Source organism: Clostridium sp. BSD2780061688st1 H5, from assembly GCF_005845155.1.
Taxonomy (GTDB): domain Bacteria; phylum Bacillota; class Clostridia; order Lachnospirales; family Lachnospiraceae; genus Claveliimonas; species Claveliimonas intestinigallinarum.
In genome coordinates this window covers 16,140-35,040 of record NZ_SPGT01000020.1, presented here as the reverse complement: position 1 = coordinate 35,040, position 18,901 = coordinate 16,140, and the positions used below count along the sequence as shown (strand labels likewise).

Sequence of the window (18,901 nt, the reverse complement as noted above, 5' to 3'; positions counted from 1 at the left end):
CCTTTCTGAGAAAAAGTCTATGGATCTTTCCAGTTGTTTCTGCATGGATTTTAACGAAAAGGCGGACAGATATGATACAATAGTGCAAAAGCTGATTTTTGACAGGAGGATAAAGGATATGAAACTATTTCAGGAGAAGCCGGTGGTGCATCAGTACAGCGACGCGCAGGAGTTTGTGAGTGATTTCCGGATCGGGGAGGGAGACTTTGTCCTGGCCGGGAAATCCGTGTTTGAAGCTCATTTTGCGGGTCTGGAGAAGACAGGGGCGCAGATCCGCTACAAGAGTCAGTACGGCCAGGGGGAGCCCACCGATCTGATGGTGGACGCCCTCCTTGCGGACTTTCGGAAGACAGACTGCGGCAGGATCATTGCCATCGGAGGGGGTGCGGTCATCGACATGGCCAAGATACTGGTGCTGGAGGGGGAGGCTTCGGCGGCGGACATTTACCAGAGAAGGACGGAGCTTAAAAAGGTGCGCTCCCTGGTAGCCGTGCCCACCACCTGCGGCGCCGGCTCGGAGGTGTCCAGTGTGTCTATTGCGGAGATGACAGAGCTGCACACAAAGCTGGGACTGGCCTGTGATGAGATTTACCCGGATCACGCGGTCCTGATCCCGGAGCTTTTAAAGGAGCTGCCCTGGCACTTCTTTGTCACCAGCGCCATCGACGCCCTGATCCACGCCATAGAGTCTTACGTGTCCCCCAAGAGCAATCTCTACACAAGGATGTTTGCGAAGGAGGCTATGGAGATGCTGCTTAAGGGCTTTCAGAGGCTGGCGGCGGAGGGGCCGGACTGCCGGGAGAGTCTGTTCAAGGATTTCCTTGTGGCCAGTAACCTGGCAGGCATCTCCTTTGCCAATGCGGGGACCGGCGCTGTCCACGCCATGTCCTATCCCTTGAGCGGGGTGTACCATGTGACTCACGGGGAGGCCAACTACCAGTTCCTCACGGCTGTGTTCCAGACCTATCTGGAGAAGGCTCCGGAGGGCGGCATAGGCGGGCTCAACGAGTTCCTGGCGGGTATCCTGGGATGCGAGCCAGGAGGTGTCTACCGGGAGATGGAGGAGCTTCTGGGCGGCCTGATCCAGAGGAAGCCCCTTCGCGCATATGGCATGAAGGAGGAAGAAATCCGGACCTTTGCCAAGAGCGTGGAGGAGACACAGCAGAGGCTTTTAAACCAGAGCTATGTGAAATTTACGGCGGACGATATGGAAGAGATCTACCGGAAGCTGTACTGATCAGAAGCGCCGGATGGGAGTGACAGGGTATGGAGAGAACAGACATTTATATCACACAGGGAAAGGATTACTGTGAGATGACCAGGGAGCTTTTGGAGGCCTGCGACCTGGCGTCAGATATCGGGGACAGGAAAAAGCGCGTCGGCATCAAGCCCAACCTGGCGGTGGCCAAGCCTGCCTCCAGCGGGGCCACCACCCACCCGGAGGTGCTGGGGGCCCTCCTTTCCTATCTGAGGGAGAAGGGCTTTGAAAATCTGACAGTGCTGGAGAGCTCCTGGGTGGGGGAGGACACAGGCCGCGCGGTGAGAAAAAGCGGGCTTCTGGATGTGTGCCGGGAGCAGGGCGTTCCGTTCCATGATACAAAGAAGGACCGGGCCGTCGCTGTGGACGGAGCCGGCATGGAGCTGCAGGTCTGCGCCCGGGCCCTGGAGATGGACTACCTTATCAATATGCCGGTGGTGAAGGGGCACTGTCAGACTACGGTGACCTGCGCCCTGAAGAACTACAAGGGGCTTATCCCGGACAGTGAGAAGCGCAGATTTCACAGAATGGGGCTCCACAGGCCCATCGCCCATCTGGGGGCAGCTCTCCGGCAGGATTTTATCCTGGCCGACAATATCTGCGGGGATCTGGACTTTGAGGACGGGGGCAACCCGGTGCCCATGGACCGGGTGCTGGCCTTCAAGGATCCGGTGCTCTGCGACAGCTTTGCGGCGGAGACCCTGGGCTACCGCCCCGGGGACATCGAGTACATCCGGCTGGCGGAAGAGCTGGGCGTGGGGAGCACGGATACGGCGGGGGCCAGTCTCCACTTTGTCCGCCCGGAGGGAAAGCGGGAGAAGAAGGCTGCGCCCCGGGGGAGAGTGGGGCAGCTGGCCCGGTACGTGCGCCAGGAGGACGCCTGCTCAGCCTGCTACGGCTCCCTCATCTACGCCCTGGACCGGCTGGACGAGGCCGGGTACCTCAAGGGCAAGGAAAGAGAGAGCATTGCCATCGGCCAGGGCTTCCGGGGACAGGAGGGAGAGCTGGGCGTGGGAAGCTGCACCCGGTGCTTCCGGAAATCGCTGGCAGGCTGCCCGCCCAAGGCGGTGGACATTGCGGAATTTTTAAAGAGGGAGTGGAAGGATGAGAGATAAGATGCCGGACAAAAGGCCAGACATGAAACCGGGGAAGCTGCCGGGCGGAAGGATCCTGGTTGTGGAGGATGACCGGGAGCTGTCGGAGGGGATTGCCTGGATGCTGGAGAAGGAGGGCTTTATCCCACTTGTGGCCCGTTCGCTTTCAGAGGCCGAAAGGCTATACGGGAAAGAGGGGGCGGATCTGGCCCTCCTGGACGTGAACCTGCCGGACGGGGAGGGGTTTGACTTCTGCCGGTATCTGGCAAAGAGCGGGGGAGGCCGGAGCAGAACCCCGGTCCTCTTCCTCACGGCCCGGGATATGGAGGAGGACATGCTGAAGGGCTATGAGCTGGGAGCCCAGGACTATGTGACCAAGCCCTTTTCCATGAAGGTGCTGCTGAAGAAAATCGATGTGATCCTCAGGAGGGGGAAGGAGGACGCGGGGCAGATCTTTGACGATGGGCATCTGCGCCTGGACCTTTTGGGGGCAAAGGCGGAGGTGAAGGGCCGGCCCTGCCCGGTGACGCCCACGGAATTTAGGCTCCTTAAGGAATTCCTCTCCCATAAGGGGCAGCTCCTCACCTACGACGTGCTGCTGGACCGGCTCTGGGAGGGCGGCAGCCAGATCGTGGACCGGCACGCCCTGACGGTCAATATCGGCCGCCTCCGGGGCAAGATAGAGGACGAGGAACACAAATATATTTCAAATGTGTACGGGATGGGATATCAGTGGATTGGATGAAGGTGATCACAGCCGCGGCCCTTCTCCTGGCGGGGATTTCCATCTGGAGGATGGAGCGGCAGAAAAAGGATATATATGCATTTACCGAGGAACTGGAGGAGGACCTGGACGCCCTCCTTGCGGGGGAGCCTCTGAAAAATGACCAGGCGACCAGGGACACCCTGTCCGGGAAGGTGGGTGAGAAGCTGGCCCGCATCCAGCATATCCAGGTAAGAAGAGAGCAGGAGAGCCTGGAGGCCAAGGAGCAGATGAAGGAGCTCATCTCAGACATTTCCCACCAGACAAGGACGCCCATCGCCAACCAGAAGCTCTGCCTGGAGATCCTCAGGCGGGAGGAGCTTCCGGAGGAGACAGGAATTTTTCTGGACAGGCTGGAGCACCAGACGGACAAGCTGGACTTCCTCTTTCGCAGCCTGGTGAAAATGTCCCGGCTGGAGACGGGGGTCATCCAGATAGAAAAGAGGGACTGCGACCTGGCGGAGACGCTGAAGCGGGCCATCTCCGCCGTGGTGGCCGCCGCTGCCGCAAAGGATATCGGGATCCGGGCGGAGGCAGAGGGGCCCCTTCTCTTATCCCACGACCCCAGGTGGACAGAAGAGGCGGTGTTCAACCTTCTGGACAACGCGGTGAAGTACACCGGGCGGGGAGGCCGGATAGGGCTGTCTGTCAGGAAGGGGGAAATCTTTGCGGAAATCCACGTGAAGGACACAGGAAAGGGAATCCCTCTGGAGAGGCAGGCGGAAATTTTTACAAGATTCTACCGGGAGCCGGAGGTTCACGATGTGGAGGGGATCGGCATCGGTCTGTACTTAACGAGGAGGATTACAGAGCTTCAGGGCGGATATGTGGAGGTACGTTCCTGCCCCGGGAAAGGCGCGGACTTTACCATTTATCTTCCACTATAGAAGAGGAAATGTCACAGTTTTGTGATGATTCGGATTTGAGACTGGTTTGTGACTTTTGCGCTTTACAATAAAGCCATGGTCCAAGGAATATGTGACCGGACGAGAAAAGGAGGCGTAAAAAGTGGAAAACTGGATCGTAAAGACGAAAAATCTAAAAAAATACTATCAGCTTGGCAAGAACACGGTGAAGGCTCTGGACGGGGTGGACTTTGCCGCGGCGGAGCGGGAGTTTGTGGCCATCATCGGGAAATCCGGCAGCGGCAAGAGCACCCTTCTGCACATGCTCGGAGGGCTGGATGAGCCCACCTCCGGGGAGGTGTATGTGGACGGAAGGAGGCTTGCGGGCATGAGCCGGGAGCAGCTTGCCATCTTCCGGCGCAGGAAGGTGGGTTTTGTCTTCCAGAGCTACAACCTGGTGCCGGACCTGAACGTATATGAGAATATTGTCCTCCCCATTGAGCTGGACGGGCGCAGGGTCGACCGGGCATTTGTGGACGAGCTTCTGTCCCTTCTGGCCCTGGAGGAAAAGCGGGAGGCCCTGCCCGGCACCCTGTCCGGGGGACAGCAGCAGCGGGTGGCCATTGCCCGGGCCATTGCCAGTAAGCCCGCCATCATCCTGGCGGATGAGCCCACCGGCAATCTGGACACGGCCACGAGCCACGATGTGATGGGGCTTTTGAAGGTGGCGGCGAAGCAGTTTCAGCAGACCATCATCCTCATCACCCACGACAGCGACATCGCCCAGATGGCGGACCGGATCGTGCACATCGAGGACGGACGGATCGTGAAGGCAGGTGATACCTATGCTGGCTAACAACAATCAGGGGGTCATCCGCCGGATGGCGGGTCGGTCTCTCAAAAGCAGCCGGCGCAGGACCGTCATCATGGGTCTGGCTGTGGCTCTGTCAGCCTTTATGCTCTTTTCTGTCTTCACTGTGGGCATCACCTGGTTCCACATGTACCATCTCCAGAATATCCGCCTGGCAGGCGGGGACTTCGATGCGGTCATGTACGGCATGACAGAGGAGCAGAAGGAGAAGTGCAAGGAGAACCCGGACATCGACAAAATCGGCATCGCCGCCGTGGCCGGCTCCATCCTCTCCACGGATTACGACAATACCGTCAATGTGGGCTGCATCTGGGCGGACGATGTGTACTGGAATGACATCATGGCGCCTGCCAGGACCCAGGTGAAGGGTTCCTACCCCCAGAAGGAAAACGAGGTCATGCTGACGGAGAGCGCGCTTGAGACCTGCGGCTTTGAGGACCTGGGCCTGGGCATAGGCGACACCTTCCGGGCCCTCTGGCAGGACGGGCAGGGCAATCAGATGGAGAGGGAGTTTCGGATTTCCGGCATCTGGGAGGGCTACGGGTCGCAGAACGAGTTCTATGTGTCAAAGGCCTTCTATGACCAGTGCGGCTACCAGCTCTCGGAGGTGGCTTCCGGACGCTATTTCATGACCTTTCACAGGAATTTCTGGACCCAGGAGGAGCAGACGGCCTTCATCGACAGCATGGACCTGGAGAAGCAGCAGAATATCTTCTTCTCTGTGGAGGCGGGGTACTCCATCCCCATTGTCCTGGGGCTTGCGGGCATCGCCCTTGTCACCTGCCTGTGCGCCTGTCTTCTGATTTACAACATCCTGTATCTGTCTGTGGCAGGGAATGTCCGGTACTACGGACTCCTCCAGACTATCGGCATGACAGGGCGGCAGATCCGCGCTCTGATGGGACGCCAGAGCGTCCTTGTGGGCGGTGTCGGCATAGCGGCGGGGCTGCTTTTGGGGACAGGGGTGTCCTTCTTCCTCATCCCCTCCATCGTCCGGTTTCTCGGGATGAGGGCGAAGGAGGCGGGGCCCATAGAGATCAGCTTCCACCCGGCAGTCTTCCTCCTGACTATCCTCCTGACCGGCGCTACGGTCTGGATCGGCAGCCGCAAGCCGGTGAAGCTGGCGGTCTGTGTCTCCCCTATCGAGGCGGCAGGCTACCGGCCGGTGTACGGCGGGAAGAGCGTGCGAAAAACCGGGAAGGGCGGCCTACTGTGGCGGCTGGCGCTGCAGCAGCTCACAAAGGATAAACGAAAGACAGCGGTCATCATTTTGTCTCTGGCAGCCGGCTTTTCCGTGTTCCTGTGCCTGGTCACCATGATACAGAGCCAGGGCCCCCGGACCTACGTCTCCAATTTCATGGACCAGGACATGGAGATTGAAAATGAGACCATGGCCAGGGCGGACAACCGGCAGTGGAAGGACATCCTGGGCGGGGACTTCCTGGAGCGGCTGTCAGACACAGAAGGGGTGGCCCGGGTAAACCCGGTACTGGCGGCCCAGATCACGGTGCCCTGGGAGCCGGATTTTGCGGATACGTGGATGCGGGAGTTCTATGACATGTGGATGTATATCCCCTATGAGGATGACCTGCAGGAGTACAAGGACCACCCGGAAAACTTCGGCTCCTTCCTGGTGGGCATCACGGAGTCGGATCTTGATTATCTGACGGACTTTGTGGACGCGGAGATTGACAGAGAGGATTTCCTGGCGGGCAAGACCTGCGTCCTGTACCGGAACAGCCTGGAACTCACCGATGCGGACGTGATGGGAAAGACGGTGACATGTGGGGAATACCCGGTGGAGGGCCTTGCCGGGGAAGCGGACGCTGTCCTGAACGAGGAGGCCCTTGGAAACACCTGCAGCTTTGAAATCGCAGGCCTGACCGATGAGAGCTATTTTACCGGCCCCATGCTGGGCTGCCCGCCCGTGGTCATTGTGAGTGAGCAGGCGGTGCGGGAGTTTACAGACCGGTACTACGTGTCCAAGGCGGCGGTGCAGTACAAGAAGAGCTACGACGAAGAGACGGAGAGCGCAGTTCTGTCTCTCATGGACGAGAGCCCGGACTCAAAGGACTTTTCCTATACGTCCAGGATCCGCGAGGCGGAAACTGTCAAGAGCGCCCAGGGGAATATGATAGAGGTGGGCATCGGCGTGGCGGCCGTCCTGGCCTTCATCGGCATCCTCAACTACGTCAATACAGTAATTGGCAATATCCAGAGCCGGAAGAGAGAGCTGGCGGCCCTGGAGAGTATCGGCATGACGGACCGGCAGATGAGGCGGATGCTGGTCATGGAAGGGCTTCTGGTGGCGGCAGGCTCCCTCCTTCTCGTGGGCACCCTGGGACTTGGGGTCACCTACGTAATTTATCAGTCTATGAACTATATGGGAGCAGATTTCTATGTGCCTCTCTGGCCCGTGGCCGGCATGGTCGTCTTTGCGGTCTTTATCTGTGTGCTTGTGCCCCTGGCCTGCGGCCGGGCCCTGATGCGGGGCGGAAGCATCGTGGAGAGGATCCGGGCCGTGGAGTAAATAGGGACGTGGAGTCGAGCAGGCTGTGGGCCTCGGACCGGGGCGTGGAGAGAAGGCCGGGCAGGAGAGAAAGGAGTACGGAATATGAGGATTTGGATGGAAGAACAGGCGGGGGAGAGGGACCATTTTGCGGCAAAGATCACGCTGGCTTTTGCGGGGCTGGTGGCTGCCGTCATCGCCCTGCCCTGCGGGATTGTCGTACTGGCCCTGATATTGGACTGGCCGGTGGCGGAGGTGTCAATGGCAGCCTGCCTGATCGGAGTGGCGCTGGCGCTGTTTTTCGCAAGGCAGATCGGGAGGAAGGTCCATCAGTACTGCACGGTCTTCTGCCAGGACGATGAGGGAAGGCTCTTTGCGGTGGATATCCGGAAATTTGTGGGATATCAGAGAGGCCTGCCCGGGTTTATCCAGATGCTCTTTCAGATGCAGAAGGCAAAGACCAATATGAAGAAAGATCACATCCTGGAGCGGTATCTGCGCCAGAGACCCAGCCTTACAGGCGTGGAGACCCAGATCTTATCTGTGGAGAGGATGCGGCCTGCGGGAGACGGCCTGCGTGTGAGATGCCTGGTGGAATACCCCAATAAAAAGCAGGGGAAGAGGAGCTACCTGCTGGTGAGCGGATACGAGAACGAGGGGGAGCTGGTGGCTGCCTTTGAGAGGCGGCTTCGGGGAGCCGTGATGTGATCTGTTAAAAATAAAAGAAAATTCTCAAAAAGGGGTTGACCCTCCTCCTAGGGCAGGGCCTACACTGTTATCAGATCCGGATCACAGACTGCAGAAAGGGGAAGAGGAACATGCTTCAGATTGGTGAATTTTCAAGAATATGCCAGGTGAGCGTCAAGACGCTGCACCACTATGACAGGATCGGGCTCCTGGCGCCTGCCAGGGTGGACGTCCTGACAGGGTACCGCTACTACGAGCCGGAGCAGATTGACGTCATGAATTACATCCAGCGCCTGAAGCGCTACGGATTTTCGCTGGAGGAGATACAGAAGCTGCTCACCCTTTCAGAGGACAGAGAGATTTTGACCATGCTGCGGCAGCAGAAAGAAAAGATCAAGTGGGAGCAGCAGGAGAGGGCCCTCATCCTGAACGAGCTCCAGACACATATTTCTGTATTTGAAAGGACAGGTGACATGATGACATACCAGAAAGGCTACAAGGTTGAAGTAAAGAATTCGCCGGCCATGAATGTGCTGACAAACCGGGCCATGATGGGCGTGGATGAATTCGGAAAGTACTACAGCCCCCTCTTTGAGCGGGTGCCAAAGGAGCGGGTGACCCCCACCGGAATGAATGGGGCCAGGTATTACGATAAGGAGTTTGACCGGGAGTCCTCGGACATTGAGCTCTTTATCGGGATCAAGGAGAAGGACAAGGCGGATGAGGTGATGGAGCCCTGCCTGTGCGCCATGACGCTCCACAGAGGCAGCTACTCCACCCTCTCGGAGGCCTACGGCGCAGTGGTCTCCTGGATCATTGAGAATGGCTATGAGATGGCGGGGGAGCCTTTTGAGCTCTATATCAGGACACAGTTCGACACCCTTTCCCCGGAGGACTGGGAGACGGAGGTGTATTTCCCGGTGAGGGGGAAATAAGAAAACAAATAGCTCCGGCGAGGCAGTTGGATCAGGTTTATAAGAACATTATGAGACTCACTTTCTGTTATACTGTGGATGGATGACAGAAAGTGAGATTTTCTTATTCAGAAAAAAATGGTATGATGGAAAGGACAGGATTTCAGGAAGCTGCTACCGGAAGATTTACAGATATCTGTCTCATACGGAATGAGGCAGATATGAAAGAATTCCGGGAGCGGTATAGAATCAGCAGCGAGATAAAAAAGAGATATTGAGGATTGTATCTGGGACTACAATGTGTTATGATACTTGAACAAACACATGTTCGAAAATACGGCGAGGAGGGAGACTGCGATGCGAGAGCAGACAATCGAAGATCTGACAATTTACACAAAGACTGTTCCGGCGCGGACAGGAGAGTATGCGGACTTTCCAAGAGATCTCCTGCCGGAGATAAGGGCCTATCTGGAAAAGCAGGGGATTTCCAGGCTCTACACCCACCAGGCGGAGATGTTTGAGAGGGCGGCCGGAGGGGAAAATGTTGTGATCACCACATCCACGGCCAGCGGCAAGACGCTGAGTTTTCTGCTTCCTGTGCTGCAGGCTGTCCTTACCCACCCTCTGACGAGGGCTGTTTTTGTCTACCCTACAAAGGCCCTGGCCAGCGACCAGTACCGGGCGCTGCAGCCGGTGCTGGAGTATTTCGGGGAGGGCCGCGTCTCGGCGGGGGTGTACGACGGGGATACTCTGCCCGCTGAGAGGAGCAGGATCCGGAAGGAGGCGAACATTATCCTCACCAACCCGGAGATGCTGAACGCTGCCTTCCTTCCCAATCACAGCAAATATGGGTTTGACTTTATCTTTGCCAATCTGAGATATGTGGTGATCGATGAGCTCCACAGCTACCGGGGCGCCTTTGGGGCCCACCTTGCCAATATTTTCCGGAGGATGAAGAGAGTTTGCGGGTACTACCGGTCTGCTCCTCAGTTCCTCTGCAGCTCGGCCACGATCGCCAATCCGGTGGAGCTGGCGGAGAAGATATGCGGGGCACCCTTTGGGCTGATCGAGAGGGACGGATCTCCGGCGCCGGAGAAGGAGTACCGGATCCTGCAGCCGCCCGTGATCAAGGGCAGAAATGACAAGGCCTACGGCCGGTACTCCGCCTCTTCTGTGGCGGCGGAGCTGATCCCGCGGCTTGCCAAGGAGGAGCACCATTTCATCGCCTTTGGGAAGAGCCGGAGAAATGTGGAGGTCATTTTAAAGGAGGCCAGGGACAGGCTGGACGGAGCTGGATTTCTGTCCAGGGCGGACAGCTCCCGGATCGCCGGATACAGAGGGGGCTACACCCCACAGGAGAGGCGAAAGATCGAGGGGAAGATGGCTGCCGGTGAGCTGTTGGGCCTCGTGTCCACCAACGCTCTGGAGCTGGGGATCGACATCGGGAAGCTGGACTCCACGGTGATCGTGGGCTACCCGGGGACGAGAGCCTCCTTCTGGCAGCAGACCGGGCGGGCCGGGAGAAACGGGGAGAAGTGCGTCAACTATCTGATCCTGGAAAATCAGCCCTTTGATCAGTATATTGCCATCGACCCGGACTGGCTCTTTGCCGGCGGCAGCGAAAATGCCATTGTGGATCCGGACAACCTGCTGATCCAGCTCTCCCACATACGGGCGGCAGCGGCGGAGCTCCCCCTGTCGCTGGACGACGCGGCTCTTTTTCCGGATCTGGGGGAGGTGATCCCGGTGCTCCTTGGAGCAGAGGAAGTGAGGACACTGGCGGGGAGATTTGCCTGGTCAGGCCCTGCCTTCCCGGCAGGAGATTACAGTCTGAGAAACATGGACAAGACAAGGTACAAGCTGCTCCTCCGGTCAGGGGAAGATGGGGACATGCGGGAGATCACAGAGATGGATGAGTCCCAGGCCTACCATGAGCTTCACCCGGGGGCGGTCTACATGCACGATGGGGAGCTCTACGAGGTGCTGAAGCTGGATCTTGTACGCCGGACCGCGGAGGCAGTGCCCTTTGAGGGCAACTACTACACTGTGCCTTCGGGAACCCAGGAGACCAGAATCCTTCAGGTGTTCCAGCAGGAGGAGTTTGAGCGGAGCCATATCTGCTTCGGGGACATCAATGTGAACGAGGTAATCTCCATGTACAAAAAGCTCCAGTTCCACAACCATCAGAACCTGGGCTATGTCTCTCTGACCGTTCCCCTGCAGAAGGACTATGACACGGAGAGCACCTGGATCAGGATTCCGGAAAATGTGGTTCAGACCTACCGGAGCCTTCTGGCCCCCACCAGGACGGGAGAGCTGGCGCTGAATAACCACTTCGAAGGACTGGCTTACGCTATTAAAAATGCAGCTATGATGGTGACCATGACAGAGCGGGACGATATAGATGTTATCGTCTCCAACAACGCACTTATCCCAAACGGCAGCAGGGAAGAGGAGGTCTCTCTCTTTATTTACGACAAATATGAGGGCGGGCTGGGCTATTCCGAGAAGATCTATGACCTGATCCCCCAGATCGTGGACGCGGCTATCCGGATGGTAGGAGGATGCGCCTGCGAGGACGGCTGCCCCGCCTGTGTGGGGGATTATAGCCTGAATAAAAAGATGGTCCTGTGGGGCCTGGAAAACCTGAGAGAACAGACAGAGCCCCCGGCCTTTCACGGCAAACAGATGGAGGCGGAGGTGCCTGCTATAGAGAAGGAATTTTCCTTTTTCAGGCTGGCGGATCAGTGGCCTGCTTTCTGTGACCGGGTAGTAAGAAGCGGGGAGAGCGGAGGCGCCTTCCTGGGAATGATCCGGAAAGTGGAGGTGGAGGGGCACTGCCTGACTCTGACTCTTGGAAGCCGCTTTTACGAGACCTGGCTGGAGGATCCGGACAACCGGCGGGGCCTGGAGAATACCCTGCGATACTATGCGGTCTGTCCGGCGGACATGCAGGTGCGCTTCCGGGTGGAGGAGGACGCAGAGCGGGTGGAAAAGACAAAGGGAAAGCTGAGGCGCAGATACGATGACAGACTTTCATAACACATATCGGCTGAATACCTATCAGATGGAGGCGGTGTTGGATGAGAGTCCCGCCTGTGTGGTCAACGCCAATGTGGGGAGCGGGAAGACTACGGTGCTCATTGAGAAGATCCTCCACCTGCACTTTGAGAAGCAGGTGCCCCTTAAGGACATGGTGGTGCTGACCTTTACCAACAAAGCCGCAGATGAGATCCTGCAGCGGCTTGCCCAGCGGGAGCCCTCTGTCACAAAAGAAGCGACAGCCTGCTTTGGGACGTTTCACAGTGTGGCGCTGTATCTGCTGAAAAACTGCCTTCCCACAGAGGAGGCGGGGTGGACCAGGGAGTTCTCGGTGATGGATCCGGATGAGGAGGCGGAGCTTGCCCTGGCCATCGCGGCGGAGCGGGGCTTGAAGATCAAGTATAAAAACAGACTGAAAAAGCGTCTGGAGCAGGAGTACGCTTCCTGGCTGAAGGGAAGAAATCCCAGGTATAAGGACGAGCTTTTTCTGCTGTTCCCTCTGCTGGAGGAGGGAAAGAAAAGACAGAACAAGATGACCTTTTCCGACCTGATCCGGGTGAGCACAGCCCTTCTGAATAAAGAGAACAGGTGCCCGGAGTGGATCATTGTGGACGAGGTGCAGGACAGCGACTCCCTCCAGATGGATTTTCTGGAGGCGCTGGGGACAGACATCGCCGGAGAGCGCCGGTCCCGGCTCTTTGCCGTGGGCGACCCCAACCAGGTGATCTACAGCTGGCGGGGGACAACGGAAAATATGTTTTTTCTTCTCAAGCACAGATTCCAGGCAAAGGAGCTCTCCCTCCCTGTGAATTACCGATCCAACGCCTCGATCCTGGAGGCGGCGAACCGTTTTCTCCAGTTCGGAGGGAAGATTGAGGGAAGCCGGGGCGGGGGTGAAAAGATCACGGTCCGCAACCACTACGATCCATTCCAGGAGGCGGAATATCTGGCTGACCGGATAGAGAGTCTCCACAGGGACGGGCTGGCCTACGGAGAGATAGCTGTCTTTTACCGGCTGCAGCGACAGTCGGAGGTTCTGGAGAAGGTCTTTCAGAAGGCAGGTATCCCCTGCAGTCTCTCACTGAAAAAGACACTGGGGGATGTGCCAGTGCTGGACTACCTGGTGAAGATCCTTAAATTCTCTGTCAATCCCGCTGACCGCCAGACGGGACTGCAGGTGCTGACGAACCGGAAATATGGAGAGAAAGCCACTCCGAAGAGAGCAGCCTCCATCCTGGAAAAGGGAGAGGGAGGCGCCCTGCCTCTCCTTGACAGAATGACCGGGTTCCAGGAGGCAGCGGTGGAAAAGGATAAAGATAAGGATGGAATTTCAGCCCGGTGGCTGTTCGATTACTTTGACCTTTGTACCCGACTGCACCCCACCTCGGCTGACTATGAAAAGGATGCCAAGGAAGCCGAGAAGCTGCTGGAGCATCTGTGCCGGTTCTGCCGGGAGCAGGACGGCTCCTTTCTGGAAAACCTGCGCCGTTTCCTGGACAGCTCCATGCTCTATGGACTGGAGTTCCTGAAGGGGAGCGAGCAGGAGGACGATGGCGTCCGGCTGATGACGCTCCACGCCTCCAAAGGGCTGGAGTTTGACACAGTGTTTCTGATTGGCGTGAACCCGGGGCTGATCCCTCTGCGGTGTCAGAGCTATGAGCAGGAGGAAGAGGAGAGGCGGCTCTTCTTTGTGGGCATTACAAGAGCCAGGAACCATCTGGAGCTGTCCTACTACACAAATCCCGGAGAGCCAGGAGTGCTGGAGGGATACAGCTCCTATTTGCGGATGATCCCGGAGCATCTACTGGACTGGAGCGAGGCTCGGAGTCAGAAGGAAAAGAAAGCTAATCTGCAGGAGCTCCGAAGAGAGGTGGCGGCGCAGATGCGGAAAAGCCGCGCAGAGCGGAAGACAGACCTTAATCCTGGCTCCAGACCGATGGAGTCCTGTGTGGAAGATGCACATCCGGCGGAGGAAGAGGTCCGCAGAGCCCGACATCGGAAGTATGGAGAAGGAACCATTGTGGGGGAGGATGAGATGATGGTCGAGGTGGAGTTTGAGGGCTACGGGCGCAAGAAGTTCCTGAAGGCTTTGGGGGAAGTGGAAGAGATAGGGTGAAAGGCTGTTGATACAGCTGTGATATAGAGGAGATGATGACCATGGCAGTTGAAAATGGAGAGTGGATCCTACACGGCACGGCCTGGGACAGCCCGGAGCGGATCCGCTCCTGGAGGGAGCTGATAGACTATGTGGACAGGGTTGGCTTTCTTCCCCTGTTTCAAAATGAGGTGAAGGGGTTTTCCGTGGAGGAGAAGACCTCGCCCCTCTTTTGGTGGACCGGGGATCCGGAGCAGGATCCCTGGGAGTGGCGTGCCATCGTTGCCAGAAGCGGGAGAGTGGCGTACGGGAAATTTTTCAACAAAAAGGCCGGTTTTATTTCCCAGGAGTGGTTTCCCTGGTTTGCCAACTACAGGCGGGACGGCTATGACTTTGACGCCAGGTGGGAGGACGGCCTGGCCGGATACCGGAGTAAGAAGATCATGGATCTCTTTGAGGCGAGGGAGGAGTACGCCTCCCACGAGCTGAAGAAGGAGGCAGGCTTTGGCAAAGGCGGGGAGAAGAATTTCAGCGGCATTGTGACGGAGCTGCAGATGCAGACCTACCTGGTGACAAAGGACTTCCGACAGAAGAGGAACCGCAAGGGCCAGGCCTACGGGATGGCGGCCTCCGTTTATGCCGCTCCAGAGGCGTTGTGGGGGTATGAGCTGGTGTCATCCGCCTACAGGGAAGCGCCGGAGAAATCCTTCCAGAGGATACTGGATTATGTGAGAGAGCTGTACCCCGAGGCAGATGAAAAGCAGTTGCGGAAGGTGTGCGGATGACAAGTGCAATATACAGACAGAACAAAGGAGAGCAGACTATGAAGATCACAAGCATTGCCCTGGATCTGGATGGGACTACGCTGAACAGCCGGGGCATACTGAGCGAGAGAACAAGGCGGGCCATTGCGGAGGCGCTGGAGAGAGGAATCTGTGTCATCCCGGCCAGCGGACGCTCCTTTGATTCCCTGCCGGAGGAGATTCTGAGCATCCCCGGGATACGATATGCTATCACCTCCAACGGGACAGCTGTGGTGGAGGTTCATACGGGAGAGTACCTGCGGAAATTTTCGCTGACAGAGGAGTCTGTGGAGAGGATCCTTCGGCTCATGGACGGCAGGGATGTAGTCTTTGAGGCTTTTATAGACGGAAAGCCCTATGCCCAGAAGGAGTATGTGGAAGACCCGGTGCGGTATGGAGCCATGCCCGCAGCCATCGGCTATATCCAGAGAACCCGGGAGCCGGTGGCGGATATGGAGGCCTTTATCCGGGCGCATGCGGCAGAAGGGAAGCTGGACTGTCTGGACGTGGTGGTGAAGGGGGAGGAGAAAAAGCGCAGCCTGTGGTGCCTCCTGGAGCGGGAGGTGACGGATATCTATGTGACTTCCTCAGTCCCCCAGCTTCTGGAGATCTCCTACAGGGATGCGGGCAAGGAGTCTGCTCTTAAGTTTCTGCTGCGGTATCTGGGGCTGGAGCAGACGGAGTCGGCAGCCTTCGGAGACGGGGACAACGACAGGGGGATGCTGGCGTTTGCGGGGATTGGCATTGCGGTCTCCAACGGATCTCAGGGCTGCCTGCAGGCGGCGGACCACATCGCAGGCTCTAATGATGAGGACGGAGTGGCCAGGTCCATTGAATGGCTTTTGGCTATGCAGAAGGAGGAACAGCTGTGAAAATTATTATCTCACCCGCAAAGAAAATGAAAAGTGAGCCGGATCTGTACCCCTGCAGCGGGCTGCCAGCCTTTTTGGGCAGGACCCGGGAGCTGGCGCAGTGGATGAAAAAGCTGACCTGCCAGGAGGCAAAGGAGCTGTGGAAATGCAATGACGCCATTGCCCGGGAAAATTATCAGCGCTTTCAGACTATGGAGCTGGAGAAGAACCTGACGCCGGCCATCCTCTCCTATGAGGGGATCCAGTACCAGTATATGGCTCCGTCCGTATTCGAGGGAAAGGAAATTCAGTATATCCAGGAGCACCTGTACATACTCTCGGGATTTTACGGTGTCCTGCGGCCTCTGGACGGAGTCACGCCCTACCGCCTGGAAATGCAGGCAAAGGCGGCGGTGGCCGGGACAAGGAACCTCTATGAGTTCTGGGGAGATGCAATCTGCCGGGCGGTGACGGCAGGGGATGGGACTATCCTCAATCTGGCCTCCAAAGAGTATTCTAAATGTGTAGAAAAGTATCTGGGGCCGGGGGATCGGTTTGTGACCTGTGTGTTCGGGGAGCTGGTTGATGGAAAGGTGCGCCAGAAGGGGACTCTGGCCAAGATGGCCCGGGGAGAGATGGTGCGCTATCTGGCGCAGACAGGGGGGCGGGAGCCCGAGGATGCCCGTGGATTTGACCGCCTGGGATACCGGTTCAGGGAAGAGCTTTCCGGACCGGCGGAATATGTATTCATAAAGGAGTAGAAGAAGTGGATTTTTATCAGAGAGCCGGCATTGTGTGCAGGTGTATTCCCAGGGGGAAGGTAGCCTCCTACGGGCAGATTGCTCTTCTTAGCGGAAAGCCGAAGAACGCCCGACAGGTGGGGTACGCTCTGAACAGGGGAAAGCTGGGGGAGGATGTACCTGCCCACAGGGTGGTCAATGGAAGAGGGCTGCTCAGCGGAGCAGCGGCCTTTGAGACATTTGACATGCAGAAAAACCTTCTGGAGGGAGAAGGGGTGGAGGTTTTTGGAACCAGGGATGGATGGCAGGTGGACATGAAGCGGTTCGGATGGAGGCATACCCTGAAGGATGCGGAAGAATTCCGCACCCTGTTCCGGAAAATGGGTATTTAGAGCCTGCTTTTCTGGATCACGCCGAAGCCGATGGAGTAGGGACCTGCGTGGACGCCGATGGTGGCGCCGATCTGGCAGAGAGGCAGGTCGGGGGTCTGGCCAAATTCCGAAAGAAGCCGGGATTTTGTCAGATCCCGAAAGCGCTCTGCCTCCTCCCGGTCATATCCGTAGCCGGCCAGGATGCGACAGTCTGAGGGTGCCAGGCTATTGTCTTTCAGGTAGGAGACAAGGAGATCCACCACGCCTTCTATGGATCTGCGCCTGCCCCGGCGGATGCCGGAGGAGTGGATTTCCCCGTCCTGCAGTGTGATCAGAGGCTTGATCTGTAGGAGAGTTCCCGCTATGCCGGTCATCCTGCCGATGCGTCCGCCGTGCTGTATGTAGTCCAGACTGCCTACCGTGAAAAGGATGCGGGCGGTACTGCGCAGGCCTGACAGAAGGTCGGCGGCCTCTTCCAGCGTGTACCCTGCGTCCCGCAGACGACAGGCCTCCAGCACGTAGGCGCTCTGCATCAGGGTGGCGCAAAGAGAGTCCTGGACGATGACCGGGATGTCCGGGTATTCATTTTCCAGCATCCGCTTTGCAATCTGGGCAGACTGCATGGAGGAGCTCAGTTTGGTGGAAATGCAGATACACAGGATGGGCCGACCCATCCTGGCGCAGTCTGCAAAGGCCTGATAGAAGTCTTCAGGAGAAGGGGCCGCGGTTTTGGGGAAATGTCCGGGCTCGTCCACCATTTTCTGATAGAAATCCTTCAGCTCGATCTCTACGCCCTCCCTTTTGTAGGTCTGTCCATCGAAAGAGACGAGAAAATGGACGATGTGAATGTGGTTTTTTGCGGCTTCCTCTGCGGGCAGGTCGCAGGAGCCGTCGCTGACGATTGCAAATTTCGTATCCATGGAAATCCCCCTTTACTGTTATTGATTATCCTGCCCTTATCATAGCATAAATTCGGGGAAATGTCAGATGATGCCTTCGTAGCTGCGGCAAAGAGTGTCGCAGGAGGCGTTCAGCTTGTCCTGCTCCTCCTCTGTCAGGGACAGGGGCAGGATCCCCTGGATGCCGGTCTGGCCGATGATGGCGGGCATGCCGGTAAATACATCCCTTTGCCCATAGAGGCCGTCAGCCTTGACAGACACAGTGAGGACGCTGTGCTCATCCCCCAGGACTGCCTTTGTGATCCTGGCCAGAGCCATGCCGATGCCGTAGTAGGTGGCCTTTTTTGCCTCGATGATCTTGTAGGCGGCGGTGCGAACTTCCTCCTCAATCTGCATGAGGCGGGCGGGGGAGATGTGGTACTTTGTCTCTCGGGCCAGCTCCAGGATGGGCTTGGTTGCCAGCAGGGCCTGGCTCCAGGGGACAAACTCGCTGTCCCCGTGCTCGCCAATCACGTAGGCGTGAATGTTGCGGGGATCCACCTTCAGATAGTCGCCGAGAAGGTAGCGGAGCCGGGCGGTATCCAGAGCGGTGCCGCTGCCGAATACTTTTTGGGAGGGAAAGCCTGAGAGGTCGCAGGTGATCCTTGTCATAATGTCCACCGGGTTTGTGGCTACAAGAAAGATGCCCTGGAAGCCGGAGGCCGTGACGGGCTCCACGATAGAGCGGAAGACGGCTGCGTTCCTCTTCAGGAGGTTCAGCCTGGACTCTCCGTTTTGCTGGGCTACCCCCGCGCAGATGACCACCAGATCCGCGTCGCGGCAGTCCTGGTACTCCCCGGCGTAGATCTGCATATTGGAGCCGGCAAATGCCAGGCCGTGATTGAGGTCCATGGCCTCCCCCTCGGCCCGCTCCCGGTTCACGTCGATGAGAACCAGCTCGTCGCAGACGGACTGGTTCAGGAGGCAGTAGGCATAGCTCATCCCCACCATGCCGGTGCCTACAATGACAACTTTTCTCTTTTCTGCTTTCATTTGCTCTGTCTCCTTTCAGTTTTTATGTATTTATATATGTTCTAAATGCGAGAGAAGCTCCGGCCTGTTTTAGCTTTTCCTGGCAGGCGGTCTTTTATACGGCGTATAAAAATATTGATAAATGTAT

General features: G+C 57.5%; 16 protein-coding genes. 14 read left to right on the top strand and 2 right to left on the bottom strand.

The features are described from left to right. Positions 1–118 precede the first annotated feature (118 nt). From FGQ86_RS12220 to FGQ86_RS12155, 14 genes are all read left to right on the top strand, one after another. A complete protein-coding gene (locus FGQ86_RS12220) occupies positions 119–1,237 on the top strand; it encodes a 4-hydroxybutyrate dehydrogenase (protein ID WP_138304277.1) in 1,119 nt (372 codons plus the stop codon). Positions 1,238–1,266: 29 nt separating this feature from the next. Beyond that, a complete protein-coding gene (locus tag FGQ86_RS12215) occupies positions 1,267–2,373 on the top strand; it encodes a DUF362 domain-containing protein (RefSeq protein ID WP_138304274.1) in 1,107 nt (368 codons plus the stop codon). Further along, a complete protein-coding gene (locus tag FGQ86_RS12210) occupies positions 2,363–3,097 on the top strand; it encodes a response regulator transcription factor (protein WP_347562514.1) in 735 nt (244 codons plus the stop codon). Before FGQ86_RS12215 ends, FGQ86_RS12210 begins: the two co-directional genes overlap by 11 nt. After that, a complete protein-coding gene (locus FGQ86_RS12205) occupies positions 3,094–4,002 on the top strand; it encodes a HAMP domain-containing sensor histidine kinase (RefSeq protein WP_138304335.1) in 909 nt (302 codons plus the stop codon). The genes FGQ86_RS12210 and FGQ86_RS12205 overlap by 4 nt, the downstream gene beginning before the upstream one ends. Before the next feature lie 121 nt (positions 4,003–4,123). Further along, a complete protein-coding gene (locus FGQ86_RS12200) occupies positions 4,124–4,816 on the top strand; it encodes an ABC transporter ATP-binding protein (protein ID WP_138304271.1) in 693 nt (230 codons plus the stop codon). After that, positions 4,806–7,361: an ABC transporter permease gene (locus tag FGQ86_RS12195; RefSeq protein WP_138304269.1), complete on the top strand. Its 2,556-nt coding sequence runs from the start codon at positions 4,806–4,808 to the stop codon at positions 7,359–7,361. Before FGQ86_RS12200 ends, FGQ86_RS12195 begins: the two co-directional genes overlap by 11 nt. An 84-nt stretch (positions 7,362–7,445) precedes the next feature. Then, positions 7,446–8,048 carry a hypothetical protein gene (locus FGQ86_RS12190; protein WP_138304267.1) on the top strand — a complete coding sequence of 201 codons (603 nt, stop codon included), beginning with the start codon at positions 7,446–7,448 and terminating at the stop codon, positions 8,046–8,048. A 110-nt stretch (positions 8,049–8,158) separates the two neighbouring features. Next, a complete protein-coding gene (locus FGQ86_RS12185) occupies positions 8,159–8,962 on the top strand; it encodes a MerR family transcriptional regulator (RefSeq protein WP_138304266.1) in 804 nt (267 codons plus the stop codon). 336 nt (positions 8,963–9,298) lie between these two features. Next, the gene (locus FGQ86_RS12180) at positions 9,299–11,983 is read left to right on the top strand and encodes a DEAD/DEAH box helicase (protein ID WP_138304264.1); all 2,685 of its coding nucleotides are present in this window, start codon (positions 9,299–9,301) and stop codon (positions 11,981–11,983) included. Beyond that, the gene (locus FGQ86_RS12175) at positions 11,967–14,099 is read left to right on the top strand and encodes an ATP-dependent helicase (RefSeq protein WP_138304261.1); all 2,133 of its coding nucleotides are present in this window, start codon (positions 11,967–11,969) and stop codon (positions 14,097–14,099) included. Before FGQ86_RS12180 ends, FGQ86_RS12175 begins: the two co-directional genes overlap by 17 nt. 41 nt (positions 14,100–14,140) lie before the next feature. After that, positions 14,141–14,863 carry a hypothetical protein gene (locus tag FGQ86_RS12170; RefSeq protein WP_138304258.1) on the top strand — a complete coding sequence of 241 codons (723 nt, stop codon included), beginning with the start codon at positions 14,141–14,143 and terminating at the stop codon, positions 14,861–14,863. A 38-nt stretch (positions 14,864–14,901) separates the two neighbouring features. Then, positions 14,902–15,753, top strand: a complete 852-nt coding sequence (locus tag FGQ86_RS12165) for an HAD family hydrolase (protein ID WP_138304255.1) — start codon at positions 14,902–14,904, stop codon at positions 15,751–15,753. Further along, positions 15,750–16,493, top strand: a complete 744-nt coding sequence (gene yaaA / locus FGQ86_RS12160; protein ID WP_138304252.1) for a peroxide stress protein YaaA — start codon at positions 15,750–15,752, stop codon at positions 16,491–16,493. Before FGQ86_RS12165 ends, yaaA begins: the two co-directional genes overlap by 4 nt. 5 nt (positions 16,494–16,498) lie before the next feature. Continuing rightward, entirely contained in the window at positions 16,499–16,864 is a 366-nt protein-coding gene (locus tag FGQ86_RS12155; RefSeq protein ID WP_033126651.1) for an MGMT family protein, read from the top strand. On the opposite strand, the gene FGQ86_RS12150 is transcribed toward FGQ86_RS12155, so the two are convergent. Beyond that, positions 16,861–17,763, bottom strand: a complete 903-nt coding sequence (locus tag FGQ86_RS12150; protein WP_138304249.1) for a DegV family protein — start codon at positions 17,761–17,763, stop codon at positions 16,861–16,863. The genes FGQ86_RS12155 and FGQ86_RS12150 overlap by 4 nt on opposite strands. Positions 17,764–17,826: 63 nt before the next feature. Continuing rightward, on the bottom strand, positions 17,827–18,774 hold the full coding sequence (locus tag FGQ86_RS12145) for an L-lactate dehydrogenase (protein ID WP_138304246.1): 948 nt from the start codon (positions 18,772–18,774) through the stop codon (positions 17,827–17,829). Positions 18,775–18,901 lie beyond the last annotated feature (127 nt).

Coding starts and splice junctions, on each gene's coding strand:
- FGQ86_RS12150 (WP_138304249.1), bottom strand. CDS start 17,763: ATGGATACGAAATTTGCAATCGTCAGCGACGGCTCCTGCGACCTGCCC.
- FGQ86_RS12190 (WP_138304267.1), top strand. CDS start 7,446: ATGAGGATTTGGATGGAAGAACAGGCGGGGGAGAGGGACCATTTTGCG.
- FGQ86_RS12215 (WP_138304274.1), top strand. CDS start 1,267: ATGGAGAGAACAGACATTTATATCACACAGGGAAAGGATTACTGTGAG.
- FGQ86_RS12210 (WP_347562514.1), top strand. CDS start 2,363: ATGAGAGATAAGATGCCGGACAAAAGGCCAGACATGAAACCGGGGAAG.
- FGQ86_RS12205 (WP_138304335.1), top strand. CDS start 3,094: ATGAAGGTGATCACAGCCGCGGCCCTTCTCCTGGCGGGGATTTCCATC.
- FGQ86_RS12175 (WP_138304261.1), top strand. CDS start 11,967: ATGACAGACTTTCATAACACATATCGGCTGAATACCTATCAGATGGAG.
- FGQ86_RS12145 (WP_138304246.1), bottom strand. CDS start 18,774: ATGAAAGCAGAAAAGAGAAAAGTTGTCATTGTAGGCACCGGCATGGTG.
- FGQ86_RS12170 (WP_138304258.1), top strand. CDS start 14,141: ATGGCAGTTGAAAATGGAGAGTGGATCCTACACGGCACGGCCTGGGAC.
- FGQ86_RS12220 (WP_138304277.1), top strand. CDS start 119: ATGAAACTATTTCAGGAGAAGCCGGTGGTGCATCAGTACAGCGACGCG.
- FGQ86_RS12185 (WP_138304266.1), top strand. CDS start 8,159: ATGCTTCAGATTGGTGAATTTTCAAGAATATGCCAGGTGAGCGTCAAG.
- FGQ86_RS12165 (WP_138304255.1), top strand. CDS start 14,902: ATGAAGATCACAAGCATTGCCCTGGATCTGGATGGGACTACGCTGAAC.
- FGQ86_RS12195 (WP_138304269.1), top strand. CDS start 4,806: ATGCTGGCTAACAACAATCAGGGGGTCATCCGCCGGATGGCGGGTCGG.
- FGQ86_RS12180 (WP_138304264.1), top strand. CDS start 9,299: ATGCGAGAGCAGACAATCGAAGATCTGACAATTTACACAAAGACTGTT.